At 72.1% G+C, this 22,944-nt stretch carries 19 protein-coding genes, 1 pseudogene and 1 CRISPR repeat array; of the genes and pseudogenes, 14 read left to right on the top strand and 6 right to left on the bottom strand.

Going from position 1 to position 22,944, the window contains the following annotated elements; all coding sequences use genetic code 11:
* Positions 1–196: 196 nt before the first annotated feature.
* The 4 genes from rhaI to K1J57_RS27525 all read left to right on the top strand — a co-directional run bounded on the left by rhaI (position 197) and on the right by K1J57_RS27525 (position 6,068).
* Positions 197–1,378, top strand: a complete 1,182-nt coding sequence (rhaI, locus tag K1J57_RS27540; RefSeq protein ID WP_220561620.1) for an L-rhamnose isomerase — start codon at positions 197–199, stop codon at positions 1,376–1,378.
* Positions 1,366–3,483, top strand: a complete 2,118-nt coding sequence (locus K1J57_RS27535; RefSeq protein WP_370634531.1) for a bifunctional aldolase/short-chain dehydrogenase — start codon at positions 1,366–1,368, stop codon at positions 3,481–3,483. The genes rhaI and K1J57_RS27535 overlap by 13 nt, the downstream gene beginning before the upstream one ends.
* Positions 3,480–4,946 (top strand): rhamnulokinase family protein, encoded by a 1,467-nt coding sequence (locus tag K1J57_RS27530; protein ID WP_220561619.1) that lies wholly within the window; start codon positions 3,480–3,482, stop codon positions 4,944–4,946. The genes K1J57_RS27535 and K1J57_RS27530 overlap by 4 nt, the downstream gene beginning before the upstream one ends.
* 636 nt (positions 4,947–5,582) lie before the next feature.
* Entirely contained in the window at positions 5,583–6,068 is a 486-nt protein-coding gene (locus K1J57_RS27525; protein WP_220561618.1) for a hypothetical protein, read from the top strand.
* A 556-nt stretch (positions 6,069–6,624) separates the two neighbouring features.
* Positions 6,625–7,079: direct repeats of the CRISPR family, unit length 29 nt; unit sequence GTGAGCCCCGCGCACGCGGGGATGGACCG.
* Between the two features lie 230 nt (positions 7,080–7,309).
* Here K1J57_RS27525 and K1J57_RS27520 read toward each other — a convergent pair.
* Positions 7,310–7,567: a hypothetical protein gene (locus K1J57_RS27520; RefSeq protein WP_220561617.1), complete on the bottom strand. Its 258-nt coding sequence runs from the start codon at positions 7,565–7,567 to the stop codon at positions 7,310–7,312.
* Between the two features lie 221 nt (positions 7,568–7,788).
* Here K1J57_RS27520 and K1J57_RS27515 point away from each other — a divergent pair, with 221 nt between their 5' ends.
* The gene (locus K1J57_RS27515; protein WP_220561616.1) at positions 7,789–7,959 is read left to right on the top strand and encodes a hypothetical protein; all 171 of its coding nucleotides are present in this window, start codon (positions 7,789–7,791) and stop codon (positions 7,957–7,959) included.
* 114 nt (positions 7,960–8,073) lie between these two features.
* Here K1J57_RS27515 and K1J57_RS27510 read toward each other — a convergent pair whose 3' ends face one another.
* Together K1J57_RS27510 and bla are read right to left on the bottom strand one after the other, a co-directional pair.
* Complete coding sequence (locus tag K1J57_RS27510) at positions 8,074–8,604, bottom strand: NUDIX hydrolase (protein ID WP_220561615.1); 531 nt, start codon at positions 8,602–8,604, stop codon at positions 8,074–8,076.
* A 352-nt stretch (positions 8,605–8,956) separates the two neighbouring features.
* Positions 8,957–9,886: a class A beta-lactamase gene (gene bla, locus K1J57_RS27505; RefSeq protein WP_220561614.1), complete on the bottom strand. Its 930-nt coding sequence runs from the start codon at positions 9,884–9,886 to the stop codon at positions 8,957–8,959.
* Positions 9,887–10,201: 315 nt separating this feature from the next.
* Here bla and K1J57_RS27500 point away from each other — a divergent pair, with 315 nt between their 5' ends.
* The 4 genes and pseudogenes from K1J57_RS27500 (at position 10,202) to K1J57_RS27485 (ending at position 13,236) form a co-directional block, all read left to right on the top strand.
* Positions 10,202–10,846, top strand: coding sequence for a HemK2/MTQ2 family protein methyltransferase (locus tag K1J57_RS27500; protein ID WP_220565827.1), 645 nt, complete (start codon positions 10,202–10,204; stop codon positions 10,844–10,846).
* A pseudogene (locus tag K1J57_RS27495) lies at positions 10,839–11,027 on the top strand (CDGSH iron-sulfur domain-containing protein); the annotation flags it as partial. The gene K1J57_RS27500 and the pseudogene K1J57_RS27495, both read left to right, overlap by 8 nt.
* 104 nt (positions 11,028–11,131) lie before the next feature.
* Positions 11,132–12,184 carry an iron-containing redox enzyme family protein gene (locus tag K1J57_RS27490; RefSeq protein ID WP_370634530.1) on the top strand — a complete coding sequence of 351 codons (1,053 nt, stop codon included), beginning with the start codon at positions 11,132–11,134 and terminating at the stop codon, positions 12,182–12,184.
* Positions 12,181–13,236, top strand: a complete 1,056-nt coding sequence (locus K1J57_RS27485) for an L-histidine N(alpha)-methyltransferase (RefSeq protein WP_220561613.1) — start codon at positions 12,181–12,183, stop codon at positions 13,234–13,236. Before K1J57_RS27490 ends, K1J57_RS27485 begins: the two co-directional genes overlap by 4 nt.
* Before the next feature lie 176 nt (positions 13,237–13,412).
* Here K1J57_RS27485 and K1J57_RS27480 read toward each other — a convergent pair whose 3' ends face one another.
* Positions 13,413–14,021 (bottom strand): flavodoxin family protein, encoded by a 609-nt coding sequence (locus K1J57_RS27480; protein WP_220561612.1) that lies wholly within the window; start codon positions 14,019–14,021, stop codon positions 13,413–13,415.
* Between the two features lie 311 nt (positions 14,022–14,332).
* Entirely contained in the window at positions 14,333–15,820 is a 1,488-nt protein-coding gene (locus tag K1J57_RS27475) for a DHA2 family efflux MFS transporter permease subunit (protein WP_220561611.1), read from the bottom strand.
* A 78-nt stretch (positions 15,821–15,898) separates the two neighbouring features.
* On the opposite strand from K1J57_RS27475, the gene K1J57_RS27470 reads away from it, so the two are divergent.
* Positions 15,899–16,537, top strand: a complete 639-nt coding sequence (locus K1J57_RS27470; RefSeq protein ID WP_255646639.1) for a TetR/AcrR family transcriptional regulator — start codon at positions 15,899–15,901, stop codon at positions 16,535–16,537.
* A gap of 322 nt (positions 16,538–16,859) precedes the next feature.
* Here the strand turns inward: K1J57_RS27470 and K1J57_RS27465 are convergent, their stop codons facing one another.
* Complete coding sequence (locus tag K1J57_RS27465; RefSeq protein WP_255646638.1) at positions 16,860–17,912, bottom strand: LacI family DNA-binding transcriptional regulator; 1,053 nt, start codon at positions 17,910–17,912, stop codon at positions 16,860–16,862.
* 327 nt (positions 17,913–18,239) lie between these two features.
* Between K1J57_RS27465 and K1J57_RS27460 the strand changes: the two genes are divergently transcribed.
* From K1J57_RS27460 to rhaS, 4 genes are read left to right on the top strand one after another with little or no spacing between them, the layout of a single operon-like run.
* Positions 18,240–19,757: a sugar ABC transporter ATP-binding protein gene (locus tag K1J57_RS27460; protein ID WP_220561609.1), complete on the top strand. Its 1,518-nt coding sequence runs from the start codon at positions 18,240–18,242 to the stop codon at positions 19,755–19,757.
* Positions 19,754–20,803 carry an ABC transporter permease gene (locus K1J57_RS27455; RefSeq protein WP_220561608.1) on the top strand — a complete coding sequence of 350 codons (1,050 nt, stop codon included), beginning with the start codon at positions 19,754–19,756 and terminating at the stop codon, positions 20,801–20,803. The genes K1J57_RS27460 and K1J57_RS27455 overlap by 4 nt, the downstream gene beginning before the upstream one ends.
* Positions 20,787–21,872 carry an ABC transporter permease gene (locus K1J57_RS27450; RefSeq protein WP_220561607.1) on the top strand — a complete coding sequence of 362 codons (1,086 nt, stop codon included), beginning with the start codon at positions 20,787–20,789 and terminating at the stop codon, positions 21,870–21,872. Before K1J57_RS27455 ends, K1J57_RS27450 begins: the two co-directional genes overlap by 17 nt.
* Positions 21,869–22,933 (top strand): rhamnose ABC transporter substrate-binding protein, encoded by a 1,065-nt coding sequence (gene rhaS, locus K1J57_RS27445; RefSeq protein WP_220561606.1) that lies wholly within the window; start codon positions 21,869–21,871, stop codon positions 22,931–22,933. The genes K1J57_RS27450 and rhaS overlap by 4 nt, the downstream gene beginning before the upstream one ends.
* Positions 22,934–22,944 lie beyond the last annotated feature (11 nt).

Genomic DNA, 22,944 nt, shown 5'->3' with positions numbered 1-22,944 from the left:
TCCGGGCCGCTCCGGGCCGCACCGGGGTAAAAACGATTCATCAACCCGGTGGCCAGGGATGTGTTCCACGGCATAATCGCATCTTGACGCCCTTCCCGCCCCAGGGATAACCTTCGCTCAGCATTGTTTAAAACGATTCAAGTGCCTCGTTCAGGCGGCACCTGGTCGACACAGCAGCAGCGAACGGAGATCCGCCGTGGCCACACCCTCCTCCGACCGTCGCGCGGGCGCCCTGGAGGTCCTGCGGCGCCAGCACATCGAGCTCCCCTCCTGGGCGTTCGGCAACTCCGGCACCCGCTTCAAGGTCTTCGCGCAGCAGGGCGTCCCCCGCGACCCGTGGGAGAAGCTCGCCGACGCCGCCCAGGTCCACCGCCTCACCGGCGTCGCCCCCACCGTCGCCCTGCACATCCCCTGGGACCGGGTCGACGACTACGCCGCCCTGGCCGAGCACGCCCGCGGGCTGGGCATCTCCATCGGAGCCATCAACTCCAACGTGTTCCAGGACGACGACTACATGCTCGGCAGCGTCACCAACCCCGACCCCGCCGTGCGCCGCAAGGCGGTCGACCACCTCCTGGAGTGCGTCGACATCATGGACGCCACCGGCTCGCGCGACCTCAAGCTGTGGTTCTCCGACGGCACCAACTACCCCGGCCAGGACGACCTGCGCGCCCGCCAGGACCGCCTCGCCCAGGCCCTGTCCGAGGTCTACGGCCGGCTCGGCCCCGACCAGCGCATGCTGCTGGAGTACAAGCTCTTCGAGCCCGCCTTCTACGCCACCGACGTCCCGGACTGGGGCACCGCCTACGCCCACTGCCTGGAACTGGGCGACCGCGCCGTCGTGTGCGTGGACACCGGCCACCACGCCGCCCACACCAACATCGAGTTCATCGTCGCCTTCCTGCTCCGCGCGGGGAAGCTCGGCGCCTTCGACTTCAACTCGCGCTTCTACGCCGACGACGACCTCATGGTCGGCTCCGCCGACCCCTTCCAGCTCTTCCGCATCATGTACGAGGTCGTCCGCGGCGGCGGGCTGGACGCCGACACGCAGGTCGCGTTCATGCTCGACCAGTGCCACAACATCGAGCCCAAGATCGCCGGCCAGATCCGCTCGGTCATGAACGTGCAGGAGGCCACCGCCAAGGCCCTGCTCGTGGACGCCGACGCCCTGGCCGACGCCCAGCGCGAGGGCGACGTCCTGGCCGCCAACGCCGTCCTCATGGACGCCTACAACACCGACGTGCGCCCGCTGCTGGCCGACCTCCGCGCCGAGCAGGGCCTGGACCCCGACCCCATGGCCGCGCACGCCCGCTCCGGCTACACGGAGCGCGTCGTCGCCGAGCGCAAGGGCGGCACCCAGGCCGGGTGGGGCGCGTGAGCACCACCGGACCCCGGCAGACCGACCGCACCGAACGCGCAGACCGCACCTCAGTACAGGGGGACCCCGTGTCCGACACCGTCGTCGACCAGCTGATCGCCCGCAGCAACACCCTGGGCGCCGACCCGCGCAACACCAACTTCGCCGGCGGCAACACCTCCGCCAAGGGCGAGCGCACCGACCCCGTCACCGGCGAGCCCGTCGAGATCCTGTGGGTCAAGGGCTCCGGCGGCGACCTGGGCACCCTCACCGAGGACGGCCTGGCCGTCCTGCGCCTGGACCGGCTGCGCGCCCTGGTGGACGTCTACCCCGGCGAGGAGCGCGAGGACGAGATGGTCGCCGCGTTCGACCACTGCCTCTTCGGCAAGGGCGGCGCCGCCCCCTCCATCGACACCGCCATGCACGGCCTGGTCGACGCCCCGCACGTCGACCACCTGCACCCCGACTCCGGCATCGCCCTGGCCACCGCCGCCGACGGCGAGGCCCTCACCCACGAGTGCTTCGGCGACCGCGTGGTGTGGGTGCCCTGGCGCCGTCCCGGCTTCCAGCTCGGCCTGGACATCGCCGCCATCGCGAAGGAGAACCCGAACGCCATCGGCGCCATCCTGGGCGGCCACGGCATCACCGCCTGGGGCGCGACCAGCGAGGAGTCCCGGGCCAACTCCCTGGAGATCATCCAAACCGCCGAGCGCTTCATCGCCGAGCGCGGCCGTCCCGAGCCCTTCGGCCCGGTCCTGCCCGGCCGCGAGGCCCTGCCCGAGGCCGAACGCCGCGAGCGGGCGGCCGCCCTGGCTCCCGTCATCCGCGGCCTGGCCTCCACCGACCACCCCCAGGTCGGGCGGTTCACCGACAGCGACGCGGTCCTGGACTTCCTGTCCCGCGCCGAGCACCCGCGCCTGGCCGCCCTGGGCACCTCCTGCCCGGACCACTTCCTGCGCACCAAGGTCCGGCCGATGGTCCTGGACCTGCCCGCCGACGCCCCGCTGGAGGAGGCCGTCGCGCGGCTGAAGGAGCTGCACGAGGAGTACCGGGCCGAGTACAGCGCCTACTACGAGCGCCACGCCACCCCCGACAGCCCGGCCATCCGCGGCGCCGACCCGGCGATCGTGCTGGTCCCGGGCGTGGGGATGTTCTCCTTCGGCAAGGACGCCAAGACCGCGCGGGTGGCGGGGGAGTTCTACGTCAACGCCATCAACGTGATGCGCGGCGCGGAGGCGATCTCCACCTACCGGCCCATCGAGGAGTCGGAGAAGTTCCGCATCGAGTACTGGGCGCTGGAGGAGGCCAAGCTGGCCCGGCTCCCGAAGCCCAAGCCGCTGGCCACCCGGGTCGCCCTGGTGACCGGTGCCGCCAGCGGCATCGGCAAGGCGATCGCGACCCGGCTGGCGGCCGAGGGCGCCTGCGTGGTCGTGGCCGACCTCGACGCCGGCAAGGCCGCCGCGGCCGCCGCCGAACTGGGGAACTCCGACGTCGCCGTCGGCGTGGCCTGCGACGTCAGCGACGCCGACGCCGTGGCCCGCGCGCTGCGCGAGGCCGCCCTGGCGTTCGGCGGCGTGGACCTGGTCGTCAACAACGCGGGGCTGTCCATCTCCAAGCCGCTGCTGGAGACCACCGAACAGGACTGGGACCTCCAGCACGACGTGATGGCCAAGGGGTCGTTCCTGGTGTCCCGCGAGGCGGCGCGCCTCATGATCGCGCAGGGCATGGGCGGCGACATCGTCTACATCGCGTCCAAGAACGCCGTGTTCGCCGGACCCAACAACATCGCCTACTCCGCGGTCAAGGCCGACCAGGCCCACCAGGTGCGGCTGCTCGCCGCCGAGCTGGGCGGCCACGGCATCCGCGTCAACGGGATCAACCCGGACGGCGTGGTGCGCGGATCGGGGATCTTCGCCGGAGGGTGGGGCGCCCAGCGCGCCAAGGTGTACGGGGTCGAGGAGGAGGACCTGGGCAGGTTCTACGCCCAGCGGACCATCCTGGGGCGGGAGGTCCTGCCCGAGCACGTGGCCAACGCGGTGTTCGCCCTGACGGCGGGGGACCTGTCGCACACCACGGGGCTGCACGTGCCCGTGGACGGCGGCGTGGCCGCGGCGTTCCTGCGATGAGCGCCGTCCACGCGGCGGTCGACCTGGGCGCGTCCAGCGGCCGGGTCATCGCGGGGCGGGTCCGGGACGGGCGGCTCCTCACGGAGGAGGTCACCCGGTTCGCCAACGGCCCGACCGCGGTGCCCGCCGCCGACCGCACCACCCTGCACTGGGACGTGCTGTCCCTGTACGCCGGGGCGGTCGAGGGGCTGCGGCGGGCGGCCGGCACCCACGGGCTCGCCTCCGCGGGGGTGGACTCCTGGGCGGTGGACTACGGCCTGCTGGACGCCGACGGCGCCCTGCTGGGCAACCCGGTCCACTACCGGGACGCCCGCACCGACGGGATTCCCGAGCGGGTCTTCCGGCACTGGCCCGCCGACGCGATGTACGCGGTCAACGGCCTCCAGGTGCAGCCGTTCAACACGGTGTTCCAGCTGGCCGCCGAGGCGGGGAGCGCCCGCCTGGCGGCGGCCCGGGACCTGCTGCTCGTCCCCGACCTGCTGGGGTACTGGCTGACGGGGGTGAAGGCCGCCGAGCTGACCAACGCCTCCACCACCGGCCTGGTCGACGTCCGCGAACGCCGCTGGGCCCCCCGCGGCCTGGAAGTGCTCGCCGAATCCTTCGGCGTGGACGCCCGCGCCCTGCTCCCGGACCTGGTCGAACCCGGAACCGTCGTCGCGCCCCTGCGCGGCGACCTCGGCGGCGCCCCGCTCGTGGCGGTGGGCTCCCACGACACCGCCTCGGCGGTGGTCGCGGTACCCGCCGCCACGGCGGACTTCGCCTACATCTCCTCGGGGACGTGGTCCCTGGTCGGGGTGGAACTGGACGCCCCCGTCCGCACGGAGGCGTCCCGGGCCGCGAACTTCACCAACGAACTCGGCGTGGACGGCACCGTCCGCTACCTGCGCAACGTCAGCGGCCTGTGGCTCCTCCAGGAGTCGCTGCGCACCTGGCGCGAACAGGGGCGGGAAGTGCACCTGGCCGACCTGCTGGAGCACGCGGCCCGGGCGCCGGCCCTGGCCTGCGTGGTGGACGTGGACGACCCCCGGTTCCTGCCGCCGGGGGACATGCCCGCGCGCATCGCCGCGTTCGCCGCCGAGACCGGCCAGCGCCCGCCCGAGAGCGAGGCCGGGTTCGTGCGCTGCATCCTGGACTCGCTGGCCCTGGCCTACCGCCGGGCCGTCCACCAGGCCGCCGAGCTCAGCGGACGGAACGTGGACGTGGTCCATATCGTCGGCGGGGGCGCCAACAACACGCTGCTCTGCCGGCTCACCGCCGACGCCGTCGGCCTCCCCGTCGTCGCCGGCCCCGCCGAGGGGACCGCCATGGGCAACCTGCTGGTGCAGGCCCGCGCCGTCGGCGCCGTGGACGGCGACCTGGCCGCCCTGCGCCGCATCGTGGCCGCCTCCGCCGAGACGGTCACCTACCACCCCGAGGGCCCGAGTTCCCACTGGGAGTCGGCCGCCCGCCGCATCACCCCCTGACACCTGTGGCTCCCCGGGTGGGAGCCACAGGTGCCTTGCCCTCCTTTGCCTTCCCCTCCTTGAGCCCGCCCCGGCCCCCATGCCACAGTGTCCGAAGCCCCCGGCTGCAGCCCATTGGTACTCGCATAACGCAGAGATAACGCCCCGCGTTGTCCCAGGTCATTAACGTGAGCCCCGCCCACGCGGGGATGGACCGCGTGCATCGACCAGGGGATGCCCGGGATCCTGTGAGCCCCGCGCACGCGGGGATGGACCGACGTCCACGTTGTCGGCGTCGCCGCCCGCGAGGTGAGCCCCGTGCACGCGGGGATGGACCGTTCACCTGGATGGACGCGATCTCCGCGCCTTCGTGAGCCCCGCGCATGCGGGGATGGACCGAGAACGGGCGACTCAGCATCTGGTTCGGTGACCCGCTGTTTCTCATTACGCGGGCCGCTGAGGCGGGCATCTTGTGGTCTCACGACGCTCCTGATGATCACTCAGAGCGCCACAAGAGGCGGGGAGAGACGAATACCGGTTACGCGATCACCGGCGTCTGCCAAATGCTCCGCCTGGATACACTGCCTCAACCCACCCCGACCGGAGGCCACCTCTGTGGTACCTGCACGAGTATTCGCCGTTGCCCCGCTGGCTCTGGTGATTCTCGTCCTGTCCGGTTGCTCTTCCTGGGGCTGCACCGACACGACGGCGGAGCGCGGTGAGGCCGGGGTCAGGGTGGGGGTTGTGGGCACGGACGGTCAGGCTCTCGGAGTCACCGCCGAAGTCGTTGACTGGCGCCTTGAGCCCCACCCGCAGGTGCTCTCCGAAGGTGACCGGGTCCATTTCTATTTCCACTTCGACGGCGCCAACGAATATTCCGACCCCGCAGTGGACGCCTGCGCGGTCGACAAGGAGCGCGTGGTGCTGGGGTGCCAGACGGTCTACTCGTCTCAGGCGTTCGGGCCGGCTGACGATCCCCGCACGGGCGATGACTGGCTTGCCGTCGAGAACCCTGAGCAGGTTGCCGAAGTGTTGTTGATCCCCAATGACCAGTCCTACGACCGCCCCACTTGTGAAGCGGACATCAGGGATGGCGGCGGGATGCACCCTCCGGAATCGCCCAACATGGGGGACCGGCTGTAGGGAGGCCAAGGTGATTGAACGCGTCGGTGACCCACTGACTTCGCACCCTTTGCCGACCTGATCCGCGACATCGGCATTCCCGGAACAGCGGTGCGCACCTTCGCGCTGTGTCAGTTCGTGCTCTAGGTCCTAATCCGATCATCGCCTGGACGCTGGGTTTCCATGACAAGACCATTGCCCGAGTCGCTGCCCAGGAGGGAGAGACCAGGAGCCGCTGCGCCCCCAGCGACCACAAACGGTGATCGAAGCGGTGAGGCCAGGGAGAATGTCGATCGCTCGATCAACGGCTCTTGCAAGTGCCGCCCCCAAGCGGGGGTGGTGGGGGAGAGCGAAGGGTCGACCACGTTCTGGCAGGTGCGGTGGATGCGCAGGCTCAGGGACACGATGTCGCTCAGGCCGCCGTCAGCGTCCGCTCGCCCTTGGGGAATCTCAGAAGCCCCGCTCACCTTGAGCCAGGCTCGGTTTCCATGCCACAGTGTCTGAAGTCTTCGGTCGTAGCCTGTCGGCACTCGTATAACGCGGAGATAACGCCCCGCGTTGTCCCAGGTCATTAACTGTGAGCCCCGCGCACGCGGGGATGGACCGGCCAACGTGGCGTTCGCGGTCGGTGACATCGGTGAGCCCCGCGCACGCGGGGATGGACCGTAGGTCACGCTCGCGGTCTCGGCCTCGGTGACGTGAGCCCCGCGCACGCGGGGATGGACCGCCGTTCATGTCGATCGAGTGCGGGTCGGGCTTGTGAGCCCCGCGCACGCGGGGATGGACCGAACCGCAGCGGCCCGGTCGGTATCGAGACCGTGTGAGCCCCGCGCACGCGGGGATGGACCGACCAGCAGGTCTACTCCGTGCTGCACATCGCGGTGAGCCCCGCGCACACGGGGATGGACCGCGCACCGAGTACGAGAACATCACCGAGGCCGTGTGAGCCCCGCGCACGCGGGGATTGACCGGCGTATGCCTCGTCCACCGGCGGGGACGGCACGTGAGCCCCGCGCACGCGGGGATGGACCGCCAAGGTGGTTGTCACGGCGATCGCCAACATCCTCACTCCGCTCGTTGCGGGGTTCCTGCCGGATGTGCATGGGTCCCCCATCGACGCGGTCGTCATCAGCGTCGTCAGTCTGATAGTGACGTTCCCTGCCGGGTATCTCGCCCCGCACGCGTCCCGCCCCGACGTGGAAGTCAAGCACTGACCGCACACATACGCCTCTCCCTTCGCGGGAGGGGTGCTTTCATTTTCGTTATGCCCGCTTGCCCTTGGCGATCTGGTCGACCCGGGCGGGAGAGAGGCCGAGTTCGGCGGCGAGAGCGCGGACTGTGTGCCCCTGTTCTCGCAGCTCGGCGACGGCGGGCTGACGGACCGCTTTGAGGGCGTCCTCTACCTCGGCGAGGGCGGCAAGGATCTCGCCGACAATGCGGGCGCGGATGAGCGGGTCTGTCTCTTCAGCAGCGGACTTGGGGAGCTTGCGCAGGTGAGTGAGGGTTTCGGGGATGTCCATGCTGTCAGTGTAGGCGCCTGAACATTTTTCGTCCAGGTGTCTGATTCCTCTGTCTGGGTGCCTATGCAATGAGGGTGTGGCAGACAGATATGGAGGGAGGTGGCAGGGTTGGATGTCATCCTGATCCTCCAGATCGCGGTCACCGTGCTCAGGGGCCGAGGATAGTCAAAGTGCCCCCGGCCCCATTCCCTCGGAATGGCACACACCAGCAAGGAGAAGAAGTGGACGCAGGTAAGATCCTCCTCGCCCACAACGTCACCGCCGTGGCCGCCTTGGCCGTGGTCCTGGTGGGCTCCCTCTCCACCGGCATCATCTGGTGGGTGTGGGCCGCGATGGGGCTGATCGTCGTGGTGACGATCGGGCTGAACATCGCCTACTCCCGCGGTCGGTAGTCCGGTCCGCCGGCGCCCCGTTCCCTTCCGAGGACGGGGCGTTTCGCTGTCCGAATGCGGCCACTGCCTGCGAGCGATCGGAGGTTCAGGGGTTCCACGCCCGCGCGGCAGCTCTCACGTCAGGCTGAGGGCCCGGTACACGGCGACGACGGTGGACGCCCCGACGATCTCGCCCCGGGCGATCAAGTCCACCGCCTCTTCCAGCGGCCACCACTTGATCTCTTGGGCTTCGTTGATGTCCGGCACCGTGTCGGTGGGAGTGGCGCCGCGGGCGAGGTAGATGATCTGCGGCTGGTCCACGGACCCGATGGCGGGCTGGAACGTCACCAGGTGCTCCATGGACTTGGGCCGCCACCCGGTTTCCTCTTCGACCTCGCGGGCCGCCGCCGACCCGGTGTCCTCGGCGGTGTTGACGTAACCGCCGGGCAGCTCCCACACCCACCGGTCGATGATGAACCGGTGCCGCCGCATGAGCAGCACTTCCCGCGCGTCGTTGATGACCAATGTCATCGCCGCCGGGGGCATCTTCACCACGTACTGGGTGAAGGACACCCCGTCGGGGAGGGTGATGTCGACGGTGGACAGGCGGATGTGCCGGTTCTCGTCCACGAGCCTCTCGCCATGGACCGTCCATTGGGTGGTCACACCGGCACCCTAGTGGGGCGTCACTTCTCCCCTTGCCGTACAGGGTGAGGGTGGTGACACGAGGGTGACGGGCGGTGGCTGCGGCGGCGATGCCTGAGATGACGACAGCAGTCCGGGTAACGGCATTCGGCAGTGGGCGGCCTGCACGGTGCGTGAGGGGGCGGAGCGGAAGCGAGTGGGCAGGCCCCACGTGGTTGGGGATGGACGGGCCTCGGTGAGGCAGGTGTAGACGGAGCGCAGATGAGCCCGGTTCAGGCGGGGCGGGATGGGCGCTGAGGTGTTCACGGGGCTTGGGAGGGACGCGCTGCGCGGGTACCCGGCGTTGACAGCGTCCGGATGTGCGGTGCCGCGTCTACTCGAGGGCCTCGACCGCCAGTTCGGTGGCCTTCGCGATGAGGGCGTCGTCGTACCCCGCGCCCGCCTCGTCGCGGCCGGACATGACCGCCAAGACCACGGGATCGCCCTCCGGCGGCCACAGCACACCGATGTCGTGCCGCGTCCCGTAGCCGCACGCGCCGGTCTTGTCCCCCACCTCCCACCCCCCGGGGACACCGGCCCGGATCAGGTCGTCGCCGGTGGTGTTGGCGCGCATCATGGTGACGAGGATGTCGCGTTTGTCCTCCGGTAGGACATCCCCCAACGCGAACTCCCGCAGGCTGGTGGCCATCGCGCGCGGAGTGCTGGTGTCGCGGACATCGCCCGGGGCGGCCTCCGCCATCTCCGGGGCGACCCGGTCCACATTGGTGACCTCATCGCCGATCCCGCGCAAGGCCTCCCTCAACCCCTCCGGCCCGCCCAGTTCCTCGAAGAGCAGGTTGGAGGCGGTGTTGTCGCTGTGGCGCAGCGCCGCGTCCCCCAGTTCGCGCAACGTCATACCGCTGGACACGTGCTCCTGGGTGACGGGGGAGTGGAAGACCAGGTCGGCCTCGGAGAAAGTGACGACCCGGTCGAGCTCCTCCACGGGCGTCCGGTCGAGTACGGCGCCGAAGGCCAGGACCTTGAAGGTCGAGCAGTAGGCGAACCGCTCGTCCGCCTGGAACTCCACCGCCCGCCCCGTACCGGTATCGAGCGCGTAGACGCCGAGCCGGGCGTCGAACTCCTCCTCCAGGCGCGTGAACCCGGCGTCCATCCGGATGGGGGACGGCGACGCCGAGGGTTCCGCGGGCGCGGTGGCCGAGGGCGGCGAGCCGACGGAACCGACGGGGGCCTCCGGGGAGGAGCAGCCGGTGAGCGGCACCAGCGCCACCGGGACCAGCACCGTCAACGCAACGTGTCGAGCCATGGTCCACGGCACCGCGAAGCACCTTCTCTCCGTATGTGAACGGTGACTCTGGGAAGTCTCGCGGGTGCCGGTCCCGCTGTCGACGATGTCTGCGGCACGGCGTGTACACCGGCCGGGACGCCCACGCCACCACCGCCGCGGTCCTCGCCGGGCCGACGGGCCTCTCCGCGGCCAGCGCACCGTTCCCCGAACCGGACTCGGCGGCGCGGCCGCCGCAGCGTGCCGGAGTGCTGTCCTCCGCCCTAGCCGGCGGCCTCCGCCGGCCGGGGCGATTGCCCGGGACGCGAGTCGGGTAGTGGCCCTTCCATGCTGCTCATGAGGCTGCCCGGCGTGTACCGGGCACAGCACGACACCTCGCTGCTCCGGTTCGTGCTGCGCCGCTTCGGCCGTGCCGCCGGGCGCTCGGTCCTCGACGTCGGCTCCGGGACCGGGGCACTGGGGATCGAGGCCTTCCGGGCCGGAGCCGCCAGTGTCACGTCGGTCGACCTGTCGCGCCGCTCGGTGCTGACGAGCTGGCTCAACACCCGGCTCCACGGGATCCCCGCGACGGTCCGGCAGGGCGACCTGTTCGCCCCCGTGCTCCCGCGCCGGTTCGACCTCGTACTCGCGAACCCGCCCTACGTCCCCGCCCCCGCACCGCTGCCGCCCCGCCACCGGATGGCGAGGTGCTGGGACGCGGGGCCGGACGGGCGTTTCCTGCTGGACCGCATCTGCGCCGGGGCGCCCTCCGTCCTCAGCGAGGACGGCGTGCTCCTGCTCGTGCAGTCCGAGCTCGCCGACGGGCAGGCCACCCTGGACCGCCTGGAGAAGGCCGGTCTGGCGCCCGCGGTCCTGGCCCGGGGCCGCATCCCGTTCGGGCCGGTGCTGCGGTCGCGGGCCCCGGCGCTGCGCGCCCGCGGGCTGCTCGCCCCCGACCAGACCGAGGAGGAACTCGTGGTCATCGAGGCGCGCCATGTCTGAGGACCGCCGCCGGGTCGTCGTCACCGGAGAGGGCCCGATCCTCGTCTTCGGCCCGGTCGACGTGGAGATGCCCGACGGAACGCGCCTGCTCAGCGACCGCGCGGTGACCGCGCTGTGCACGTGCGGCCGCAGCCGGCGCCGCCCGTTCTGCGACACCAGCCACCGCCGACGCGTACGCGACAGGCACGACGCGCACGGCGGGCACGGCGGGAATGGCGAACACGGCAGGAACGACGAACGCGGCGAGAACGACGAGCCCGATGAGCGCGACCGAAAGGCGGGCCCATGACCACCACGATGCGGCCGACACCGTCTCCGTCTCCGACACCACCGGTGCCCGCGGCCACCCCGCCCACGGCTCCGGCGCTCCCCGAACCCCGGGGCCCGGTCTCCGAGGCGGTCCTGTCCGCGCTGCGCGGCGTCCCCGCCGAGCCCCCCGGCCTGGACGGGGTCGAACCCTACGGCGATGACCTCCAGCTCGCCCTCTACTGCTGCTACGAGCTGCACTACCGCGGGTTCGAGGAGGTCGACGACGCCCGCGAGTGGGACCCGGCGCTGCTGTCGCTCCGCGCCGGGCTGGAGCGGGCCTTCCTCGGCGCGCTCAGGGACGATGTGCCCGCCGGGACCGACGTCGGGGCCGAACTCGACGGACTCCTCGTCGAACACGTCGACTCCTTCGGCGTCTCCCACCACCTGCGCCGCGACGGGGAGCAGTGGCAGCTGCGGGAGTACGTCGCGCTCCGCTCGCTCTACCACCTGAAGGAGGCCGACCCGCAGACCTTCGTCATCCCGCGCCTGGACGGCCCGGCCAAGGCCGCCCTCGTGACCGTGCAGCACGACGAGTACGGCGCGGGCGACCCCGGGCGGGCGCACGCCCGGCTCTTCGCCGAGATGATGTCCGAACTCGGCCTCTCCGCCGCCTACGGGGCCTATCTCGACTCCGCGCCCGCCGAGATGCTGGCCGAGGTCAACTTCATGTCGCTGTGCGGGCTGCACCGCGCCCTGCGCGCGGTGCTGGTCGGGCAGTTCGCCTTCGTCGAGCTGACCTCCTCGCCCGGCTCGGACCGGCTGGTCAAGGCCATGCGCAGGCTGGGCTGCGGTCCGGCCGCCGTCCGGTTCTACGCCGAGCACGTCGAGGCCGACGCGGTGCACGAGCAGCTCCTGCGGCGCGAGGTGATCGCGCCGCTGCTGGACGCCGAACCCGGACTGGCCTCCGACATCGTGTTCGGGCTCCGCTGCAGCGCGTTCCTGGCCGACCGCCTGGGGGACCGGCTGCTGCACCACTGGGCCCGCGGGGAGTCGGGTCTGCGCGGCGGCACGGAAGCGGGGACGCCGTGACGGCCCCCGGACCGGCGGCGCGGGTCCGCGTCCTCCCGGTCACCGACGGAGGGGACACGGTGCCCGCGGAGACGGTCGTGCGCGACCAGCTCCAGGACATACCGCCCCGCCTCCCGCCCTGGCTCGGCTACGACGATGTCGGCTCCCGGCTGTTCGAGCAGATCACCGAGCTGCCCACCTACCACCTGACCCGTGTGGAGCGCGGCCTGCTGGAGCGCCACGCCCCCGAGATCGCCGAACTGCTCGCCTGCGGGCGGATCGCGGAGCTGGGCAGCGGGAGCGCGAAGAAGACACGGCTGCTGCTGGAGAGCTGCCTGCGCCTGCGGGAGACCGCCTACCTGCCGATCGACGTCGACCGGGACATCCTGTGCTCCAGCGGCACCGCCCTGGTCGAAGAGCTGGACGGTCTGGAGGTCACCGGCCTGTGGGGGCGCTACGAGGCCGGTCTCGACTGGCTGCGCGCCAACGCCCGCGGGCCGCTCGCGGTCCTCCTGCTCGGCAGCGGCTTCGGCAACGCCACACGCGGGGAACGTGCCGGACTGCTCCGCGAGATCGCCCGCACCCTGCCGCCGGGCGGCGGCTTCCTGGTCTCCGCCGACCTGGACAAGGACGGGGAGGAGCTGCGGGCCTGCTACAACGATCCGCCCGGGTACTCGGCGTTCGCCGACTTCCGGCTCAACTACCTCACCCGGCTCAACGACCTCTACGGCGCCGGCTTCGTCCTCGACGACTTCGTTCCCCGGGCTTACTACAACGCGGCCACATCCACGGTGGAGGGGGTCCTGCTGGCCCGGTCCGACCAGGAGGTGCCCGTGCCGGGGCTCGGGATCACGCTGCGCATCCCGCGCGGGGAGTCGCTCAACGTCGGGTACTCGGTGAAGTTCGACGAGGGGAGGCTGGTCGACGAGGTCGAGGCGCACGGGTTCGACCTGCGGGCCCGGTGGCTGGACGACATCGCGCGGTATGGGCTCTTCCTCTTCCGCCGCCGCGGGGAACCGACGGACGCCTTCACCGGGCCCGCCGGGCGCACGGGGACATCCCGCACCCGGTGACGGTCACGCCCCGGTGCGCCACGCCGCGTGCCCGGGGCGCGCCCCGCCGTACGCCTGGGCCGCCTGGCCCGGCCGTGCGCCCGGCTCCGCGGCCGGTCCTTGCCGGGACCCGGCCGGGCCACCGGCCGGGGAGCCGTACCGGCCCCCGGCCGGAGACGCAGGGCCAGGGCGCCGGGTCAGGGCGCGGGGTAGGGGCGCTCGCGCAGCAGCCGGGCGAGGTGGGCCGCGTTGCGGGCCAGGGTGGCCGTCGCGGAGGCGACCGCGTCCGGTGTCCGCTCCAGGTCGATGTAGTCCTTGGGGTTCATGGCCTCGTGGTTCCAGTAGGTGCCGCCCTGGGCCGGAATGGTGAAGCCGGTGTCGCCCAGCGCCTGGTACAGGTCCGCGGTGATCTTGTGGGCGCCGTCCTCGTTGCCGACCACCGCCGTCACGGCGACCTTGCCGAACATGCTCGGCCTGCCCTGGTCGTCGGTCTCGGACAGCTCGGCGTCCAGCCGCTCCAGGACGCGCTGCGCGACACTGGACATGTGGCCGACCCAGGTGGGCGTGGACACCAGCAGGATGTCCGCGTCGAGGATGCGCCGCCGGATCTCGGGCCACGCGTCACCGTCGCCCATGTCGGTCTTCACGCCGGGGTGGACGTCGAAGTCGACGACGCGGACCGAGTCGCCGGTGACGCCGTGCTCGGCCAGGGCGTCGAGGACCTGCCGGGCCATCAGTTCGCTGCTCGACGGGTCCGGCGAGGGCTTGAGGCTGCACACGAGGGCCAACGCGTTCAAGGAATCCATACGGGGTGCCTACCCCACGCGGAGTATCCGATCGTACGCGCAAGGTAATTTCTGGGGAGCCCGGCCGTCGGCAGGAGAGCCCGCGCGGCCTCCGCCGGAGGGCCTCCCCGGGGTCCGCGCCCCCGGAGGCGGGCACCTGGTCCCGGGAACGGACCCGCCGCCGGGAGCGCCCCCTGACCCCCTGGGGGGTGGCACCGCCTTCGGGAACGCCCGGCCCCGGCCCCGGCCCCGGCCCGGCGCACGCCCCGCTCCCGGGAACGGCCGCCGACCCCGCCGGCGGCCGTTCCCGGGACACCGGGCAGGGGGCCGGATCAGCCCTCGGCGGCGCGGGGCAGGCGGCGCACGAACGGCGCGCACACCACCGCGACCAGGGCCGCGCAGCCGCCCAGCACGAACGCCTGGTGCGTCCCGGCGGCCTGGGCCAGGGCCGCGTCCCCGGTCTTCGCGGCGGCGGCGCCGACGGACATGGCCGCGACCATCACGGCCACACCCGCCGCGCCGGCCAGCTGCTGGAGGGTGTTCATGATGGCGCTGCCGTGCCCGTACAGCTCACGCGGGAGCGCGCTCAGCGACAATGTCATCAGCGGGGTCATGAGCATGGCCATGCCGACGCAGAACACCACGTGCATCGCGACCACCGTTCCCGTGCCGGTGTCCGTGTCCGCGGTGCTCAGCCACCACTGGCCGCCGCACAGCAGCAGCGCGCCCGGGATCACCAGGGGCGCGGGGCCGACCGTGTCGTACAGGCGGCCGACCAGCGGCGACAGGACTCCCTGCACCAGGCCGCCCGGGAGCAGCAGCAGGCCGGTCACGAGGATGCTCTGCCCCAGGCCGACCTGGAGGTGCAGCGGCAGGACCAGGACGGTGCCCAGCATGGTGGCCATGCAGACGACCACGATGACCAGGGAGATCCGGAAGCGGCCCACGCCGAGGGGGCGCAGGTCCAGCAGCGGGGAGCCCGAGCGCTGCAACCGCCGCTGGCGCAGCACGAACAGCGCCAGCGCGACCGCGCCGACGGCCAGGGCGGCGACGGGGACCAGCGCCCCGGAGGCCGATCCGTCCAGGGCGCCGAGGCCGCCCAGGCCGTAGACCAGGCCGCCGAAGCCCGGCACCGACAGCACGACGGAGGGCACGTCCAGCGGGGCGGGGCCGGTCTCGTCGGGCAGCCGCACGAACACGGCGCCCAGCGCGAGGACCAGCACCGCGATGGCCAGCATCAGGCCGAACACCCAGCGCCACCCCAGGGTGTCGGCGATCAGGCCGGAGACGGTGGGGCCCACGGCCGGGGCCACCGAGATGACCACCGAGTTCAGGCCCATGACCGTGCCGCGGTGGGCGACCGGCACATGGTTGAGGGTGGTGGCCATCAGCAGCGGCAGGATGATCGCGGTGCCGCAGGCCTGGACCACCCGGGCCAGGAGCATGGCGGTGAAGCCGGGGGCCAGCGCCGCCAGCAGGGTACCGACGGTGAACAGCGCGATCGCCGTGGTGAACAGGGCGCGGGTGGTGAAGCGGCGGAGCAGGAAGCCGGTGGTGGGGATGACCACGGCCATGGTGAGCATGAACCCGGTGGTCAGCCACTGCACGGTGGTGGCGCCGACCCCGAAGTCGTTCATGAGCTGCGGCAGGACGACGCTGAGGACCGTCTCGTTGAGGATCATCAGCAGCGCGGACACCGCCAGGACGGAGATGACCGGCGTGATCCGCACGGTGCCGGTCCGTGTGGGCGGGCCGGCCGCCACGGGTTCCGGGTCGGGGCGGAGCGCCGGGCTCTGCGGGCGGTCGTCGGTGTGCGACATGGGTCCTCTTCCGGTTCGGGAACGTCCCGGAAATGCTATCTACTGCCATGTTGGCAGAAACTGCCATAACTGTGGGTGATGCTCACCACGTTCCGCGCCCTGTGCCAGGATGTGCAGATGACCGACGACCCCCGCGACCTGCGCACCCGGCGCCGTCTGGCCACGCACCGGGAGATCCACGAGGCGGCCCTGGACCTCTTCGAGGAGCAGGGGGTCCGTGAGACGACGGTCCAGCAGATCGCCGAGCGCGCCGGGGTCTCCCAGCGCACGTTCTTCCGCCATTTCGAGACCAAAGAGCAGGCCGGGCTGCCCGGCCACCACCGGCTGGCGCGGATGGTCGAGGAGCTGGAGCCGCCTGCGGGGGACCCTGCCGGGACCCTGCGCCACATCGAGCGGGCCACGGCCCTGGCCCTGGCCGCCGACGACCCCGAGCTGCGCGAGCACCGCCGGGTCGCGCTGCTGTTCGCCCGCGAGCCCGAGCTGCTCGTCCTGGCGGCCGCCCGGGAGAAGGCCCTCATCACCCGGCTGCGCGAACGGCTGAGCGCTCCCCCCGCGGACCTGGACCCCACGGCCGCGCTGCTGGTGGCCGAGATCGCCGTCGCCGTGTGGCGCACCACGTGGGAGCGGTGGGGCGAGCGGACCGCGGCGGGGGAGGAGGTCGACCCCGTCGACCTCTACCGCGAGTGCTCCGACCGCCTGCGCGCGCTGTTCCCCTGAAGGGGTTCCGTCCTTTCCCGTGCGGGTCCCTGCACGCGCACGGTTCGCCGCTCCTTCCCCGCGGTGTCCTGGGGGAGCCGGGTCCACGTCCGCGCCGGTACGGTCCTTCGGCCCTTCTGGGCGATGTCCTGATGGGAGCCGGGCCCGCGCCCGCGCGGTCCGCCGGGGCTTCTGGACGGTGTCCTGGCGGGAGCCGGGACCGTTCCCGCGCGGACCGTCGGCGCTCGGCGACGGTGTTCCGGCGGGCCCCGGGCCTGCCCCCGCACAATCCGCCGGTGCCCCGTCCCCCGCCGGGCCCGCGCCCCGTCCCGCCCCGGCAGGGTCAGGCGGTGCGGTGGGCGGCGGTCGAGCCCCGCACCACCAGCTCCGGGGTGAACAGCAGCCGTTCGTGCCGGTGCTCGGGGTCGTCCAGCTCCGAGTTGAGCAGCCGCATCGCCGCCCGACCCAGGTCGTACTTGGGCTGGGCGATCGTGGTCAGCCCCGGGTGGATCAGGTCGGCGAAGTCGACGTCGTCGTACCCCATCACCGAGATGTCGTCGGGCACCCGCAGCCCGCGCCGCCCCAGGCCCTTCATCAGCCCCAGGGCCAGCTGGTCGTTGGCGCACAGCACCGCGCCCGGGCGCTGGCGGGGCCCGCCCGCCAGCACCTCGTCCACGGCCTGCTCGCCCTGCCCCGGGTTGAGCTGGCCGCGTTCGACGAGCCGCACCGACGTGTCGGGGTCCATCCCGGCCTCCGCGAAGGCGGCCCGCAGCCCCTCGTGGCGCAGCCGCACCTGCTCGATGGAGAACGGGCCCGACAGGAACGTCACCCGCTCGTGCCCCAGCCCGATCAGGTGGCGGCCGGCGATCAGCCCGCCGGCCAGGTTGTCCACGCTGACGCTGCACCCCGTGTCCTCGCCCACGTCGCCCCGGTCCAGGGCCACCCAGGCGGTGCCCTGGCGGCGCAGCCACAGCAGGTCGGACAGGTCGTCGTCGACGGGCATCACCACAGCGCCCGCGGCGCGCTGCTCGGCGAGCAGCCGGATGTTGCGGCGCTGGCGCTCGCGCGCCTCGGCGGAGTTGAGCAGCACCACCGCCAGCCCCTGCGTGGCCGCCTCGTCCTCCACCCCGCGCGAGACCTCGGTGAAGAAGGGGTTGGTCACGTCCAGCACCAGCAGCCCCACCGAACTGCTGCGCCCCGAGCGCAGGCTGCTGCCGGAGGAGTTGCGCACGTAATCCAGTTCGGCGATCGCCCGCTCCACCCGCTGCCGGGTTCCGGCGGCCACCCGCTCGGGCCGGTTGAGCACGTTGGAGACGGTGCCGGGGGAGACGCCCGCGTGCCTGGCGACCTCGGTGATCCCCACCTTGGGGTGGGAAGGACGGGTACTGCTGGACAAGGGGGTCTCCCGGGTGGTGGTCGGGGGCGAGGGCCCTCGCATGGTATCGGCGTGCTCCCGGCCGGGCCGGGACCGCTTGCGAACCCATGGTCACACCGCGATTGAAACGTGTCAATGAAAGTGCCCCGGAGGGTCGCCGTGGTGTCGGGCGCCGAGGGTGGCACCTTGTCCGCTCCGGTTCCGTTATGCGGTTGACACCTGGGGTTTTCTTGGTGATCCCCTTGACTGGCCGGTGTGTGCCACTTAACATCCACTTCATATTAAAACGTTTTTGAGGGGTGCTTCGGGAAACTCCCGGCGGACCCCGCACCGGAGAAGGAGGGCCACGTGGACCCATCGGAGGTCCCCCCGCCCCTCGCGCTGGTCGACGTCACCAAGTCCTTCGGCAGCGTCCGCGCCCTGCGCGGCCTGTCCCTGGAACTGCGCGCGGGAGAGATCCACGCCCTCGTCGGGGAGAACGGGGCGGGCAAGTCCACCCTGGTCAAGACCATCGCGGGCGTGCACCGCCCGGACACCGGGCAGATCCTGTCAGACGGGGAGCCCGCGGTCTTCACCGCCCCCGCCGACGCCCAGCGCGCCGGGGTCGCGGTCATCTACCAGGAGCCCACGCTCTTCCCCGACCTCAGCGTCGCCGAGAACATCTTCATCGGCCGCCAGCCCCGCACCCGCCTGGGCACCATCGACAGGGCGCGCATGCGCGCCGAGACAGCCGAGGCCTTCGCGCGCCTGGGCGTCGACATCGACCCCGACCGGCCCGCCAACGGCCTGTCCATCGCCGACCAGCAGCTGGTCGAGATCGCCAAGGCCCTCACCCGGCGGGCGCGCGTGCTCATCATGGACGAGCCCACCGCCGCCCTGTCCGGGGTCGAGGCCGAGCGGCTGTTCACCGTCGCCCGCACCCTGCGCGACGCCGGGTCGGCGCTGCTGTTCATCTCGCACCGCTTCGACGAGGTGTTCTCGCTGTGCGACCGCATCACCGTCGTCCGCGACGGCGCGTTCGTCTCCTGCGACCCCACCTCCGACCTGGACGTCGACACCGTCGTGCGCCGCATGGTCGGCCGCGAGGTCACCAGCCTCTACCCCAAGGAGGAGGCCGAGCACGGCGACGTCGTCCTGGAGGTCGAGGGGCTGACCCGCGCCGGGGTCTTCGCCGACGTGTCCTTCTCCGTACGGGCCGGTGAGATCGTCGCCCTGGCCGGGCTCGTCGGAGCCGGGCGCAGCGAGGTCGTCCGCGCCGTCTTCGGCGTCGACCGCTACGACGCCGGGAGCGTCCGCGTCGCCGGGAGCCCCCTGCCCGCCGGACGGCCCAAGGCGTCCATCGGCGCGGGCATGGCCCTGGTCCCGGAGGACCGGCGCCACCAGGGCCTGGTCATGGAGGAGTCCATCGGCCGCAACGCCACCTCCACCCGCCGCCGCGTGCTCAGCCGCTTCGGCCTGCTCGGCGCCCGCGCCGAGCACGCCGCGGCCCGCGAGTGGGGCGAGCGCCTCAGCCTCAAGTACGGCTCCCTCGACGACGCCGTCTCCACCCTCTCCGGCGGCAACCAGCAGAAGGTCGTGCTGGCCAAGTGGCTGTCCACCGAGCCCCGGGTGCTGTTCATCGACGAGCCCACCCGCGGCATCGACGTCGGCACCAAGGCCGAGGTCCACCGCCTGCTGTCGACCCTGGCCGGGCAGGGCCTGGCCATCGTCATGGTCTCCAGCGAGCTCCCCGAGGTGCTGGGCATGGCCGACCGGGTCCTGGTCATGCACGAGGGCCGCATCACCGCCGAACTCGACCGCGCCCGGGCCGACGAGGAGTCGGTCATGTACGCGGCCACCGGACAGCGACCGAGCGAGGCCGCATGACACACGCACCCGCCACCGCCCCCGCGTCCGCGGCCGGGGCCCCGCCCGGCAAGGGCGGCCGCACGGCCCGGCCCCGCCGCCAGTTCCGCGAGATCGGCGTGCTCCTGGCCGTCGTCCTGCTCATCGCGGCGACCTGGGCGCACAACCCCGGTTTCCTGTCCAGCCAGGGCGTGCGCGACCTCTTCCTGGGCGCCACCGTCCTGGTCATCCTCGCCGTCGGCCAGTCCCTGGTGCTCATCACCCGCAACGTCGACCTGTCGGTCGGGTCGGTCCTGGGCCTGTCGGCCTTCGGAACCGCCGCGCTGTTCGCGGCCTTCCCCGGCCTGCCCGTCCCCGTCGGCATGCTCACCGGGGTCGCCATCGGCCTGCTGTGCGGCCTGTTCAACGGCCTGCTGGTGACCACCGTCAAGGTGCCCGCCCTGGTCGTCACCCTGGGCACCCTGTACATTTACCGGGGCCTGGACCACTGGTGGGCGGGCGGCCGCCAGATCAACGCCGCCGACCTGCCCGCCGGGTTCCTCCAGCTGGGCCGGGCCGGCCTGCTGGGGATCCCGCTCCCGGCCCTGGCCGCCATCGTCGTCGCGATCGTCATCGGGGTGTACCTGTCCCGGTACAGCAGCGGCCGCGAGCTCTACGCCATCGGCTCCAACGCCGAGGCCGCCCGCCTGTCGGGCATCCCCGCCGGGCGCCGCGTCGTGCTGGCCTTCGCCCTCAACGGCGCGCTGGCCGGCCTGGCCGGGGTCCTGTTCACCGCCCGCTACGGCACCGTCGACTCCACCGTCGGCACCGGCATGGAACTCCAGGTCGTGGCCGCGGCCGTGGTCGGCGGCGTCGCCCTCACCGGCGGCGTGGGCACCGTCTTCGGCGCCGTGCTGGGCGGGATCCTGATGACCACCATCACCGCCGCCCTGCCGATCTGGCAGATCAACCCGTTCTGGCAGCAGGCCGTCGTGGGCGTGCTCATCCTCGCCGCCATCGGCCTGGACCGGCTGCTCGCGCTCCGGACGGCGCGCAGGCTTCGAGGAGGAGGTGCCCGTGGCGCCTGACAACACCGTCACCGCCCCCGACCGGGAACGGCTGCGGACCACCGCGCCGCGCTCCCCGCTCCGGTCGGCGCTGTCCACGCAGGGGCTCCCCGTCCTGGGCGCGCTCATCGTCGTCGCGGCGATCGCGGTCATGTTCGTGGACATGTTCGGCACCGCCCGCAACATCAATTTCCTGGTGCTGAGCATCGCCGCGATCGCCATGATCGCGCTGCCGATGACGCTCATCGTCATCACCGGCGAGATCGACCTGTCGGTGGCCAGCACCCTGGCCCTGACCAGCGCCACCCTGGGCATCCTGTGGGAGGCCGGGACGCCGCTGGAGACGGCGATCCTCGTCGCCCTGCTGCTGGGCCTGGCGCTGGGCGCCCTCAACGGGTTCCTCATCACCGTCTGCGGGTTGCCGTCCCTGGCCGTCACCATCGGCACCATGGCCCTGTACCGGGGCCTGGCCTACGTCCTCCTGGGCGACCGGGCCGTGGCCAGCTACCCGCAGGACTGGGTGAGCGGGGTGCGCCAGCCCTTCCTCGGCATCCCGGGGCTGCCGTGGATCGCCGTCGCGATCCTGGCCATGGCGCTGGTGTTCGCGGTCGCGCTGCACGCCACCGCGTTCGGCCGGTCCCTGTACGACATCGGCAACAACGACGAGGCCGCCCGGTTCACCGGGGTCCCGGTGAAGTGGACCAAGTTCTGGCTCTTCACCCTCAGCGGGGCCGTCGCCTCCGGCGCGGGCGTCCTGTGGACCCTCCAGTACGGCACCTCCCGGGCCGACACCGCCATGGGCCTGGAACTCCAGGTCGTCGCCGCGGTCCTGCTCGGCGGCGTGTCCATCTTCGGCGGCGTGGGGTCGATCCTCGGCGTGATGTCGGGCGTGCTGATGCTCGGCGTCATCCGCAATGCCCTCCAGCTGTTCGGTATCGGCAGCGACGTGCTCCAGGTCGTCACCGGCGCGATCCTCATCGCCTCCGTCGTCACCCCCAACATCGTGGCCCGGGTACGCTCCCGCCGCTCGCCCGCGCCCCCCACCGGAGCCGTGTCCGGTGACCGTCCACTCAACGGAGAAAAGTCATGACACACCGTCCCCGCCACCTCCTCATGGGAGCCTGCGCGTTCGCCGCCGTCCTGATGACGGCCGCCTGCGGCGGGACCACCATCGACGACGCCCAGGACTCGGGCGGCAGCGGCCCCACCGGCACCGCGGACCCCAACGCGGAGATCCCCGAGGGCCTCAAGATCGACTTCCTGCCCAAGCAGCTGAACAACCCGTTCTTCGACATCGTCAACACGGGCGGCACCGAGGCCGTCGAGGAGCTCGGCGGCACCGCCACCGAGCGCGGCGGCACCGAGGCCACCGCCGACTCCCAGGTGGAGTACATCAACGCGGCCAGCCAGGCGGGCAGCGACGTCATCGTCATCGCCGCCAACGACCCCGACGCGGTCTGCCCGGCCCTCAACGAGGCCCGCGACAACGGCGCCGCCATCGTCGGCTACGACTCCAACGCCAACTGCACCGACGTGTTCGTCAACCAGTCCTCCACCGAACTGGTCGGCCGCACCCTGGTCGAGATGATCGCCGAGGACCTGGGCGGGGAGGGCACCTTCGCGGTCCTGTCCGCCACCCCCAACGCCACCAACCAGAACGCCTGGATCGAGGCGATGGAGGAGGTCCTGGCCGAGGACGAGTACGCCGACCTGGAGATGGTCGACGTGGTCTACGGCAACGACGACGACCTCCAGTCCTTCCAGGAGATGCAGGGCCTCATCCAGGCCCACCCCGACCTGGACGGCGTGGTGTCCCCGACCACCGTCGGCCTGGCCGCGGCCGCCCGCTACATCAGCGACTCCGAGTACAAGGGCGACTTCGCCGTCACCGGCCTGGGCACGCCCAACCAGATGAGCGAGTTCGTCCACGACGGCACGGTCGACCAGTTCGCGCTGTGGAACCCGCTCGACCTGGGCTACCTGGCCGGGTACACCGGGGCGGCGCTCAAGGCCGGGCAGATCACCGGCGCGGCGGGGGAGACCTTCACCGCCGGGCGGCTGGGCGAGTTCACGTTCGAGACCGACGGCGAGATCGTCCTGGGCCCGCCGCAGGTCTTCAACGCCGACAACGTCGACGACTTCGACTTCTAGCGGGGAGGGCC

The organism is Nocardiopsis sp. MT53, from assembly GCF_019598965.1.
GTDB lineage: Bacteria > Actinomycetota > Actinomycetes > Streptosporangiales > Streptosporangiaceae > Nocardiopsis > Nocardiopsis changdeensis.
The sequence above is the reverse complement of the archived record's forward strand: the minus strand, read 5'-3'. Positions and strand labels throughout refer to the sequence as shown.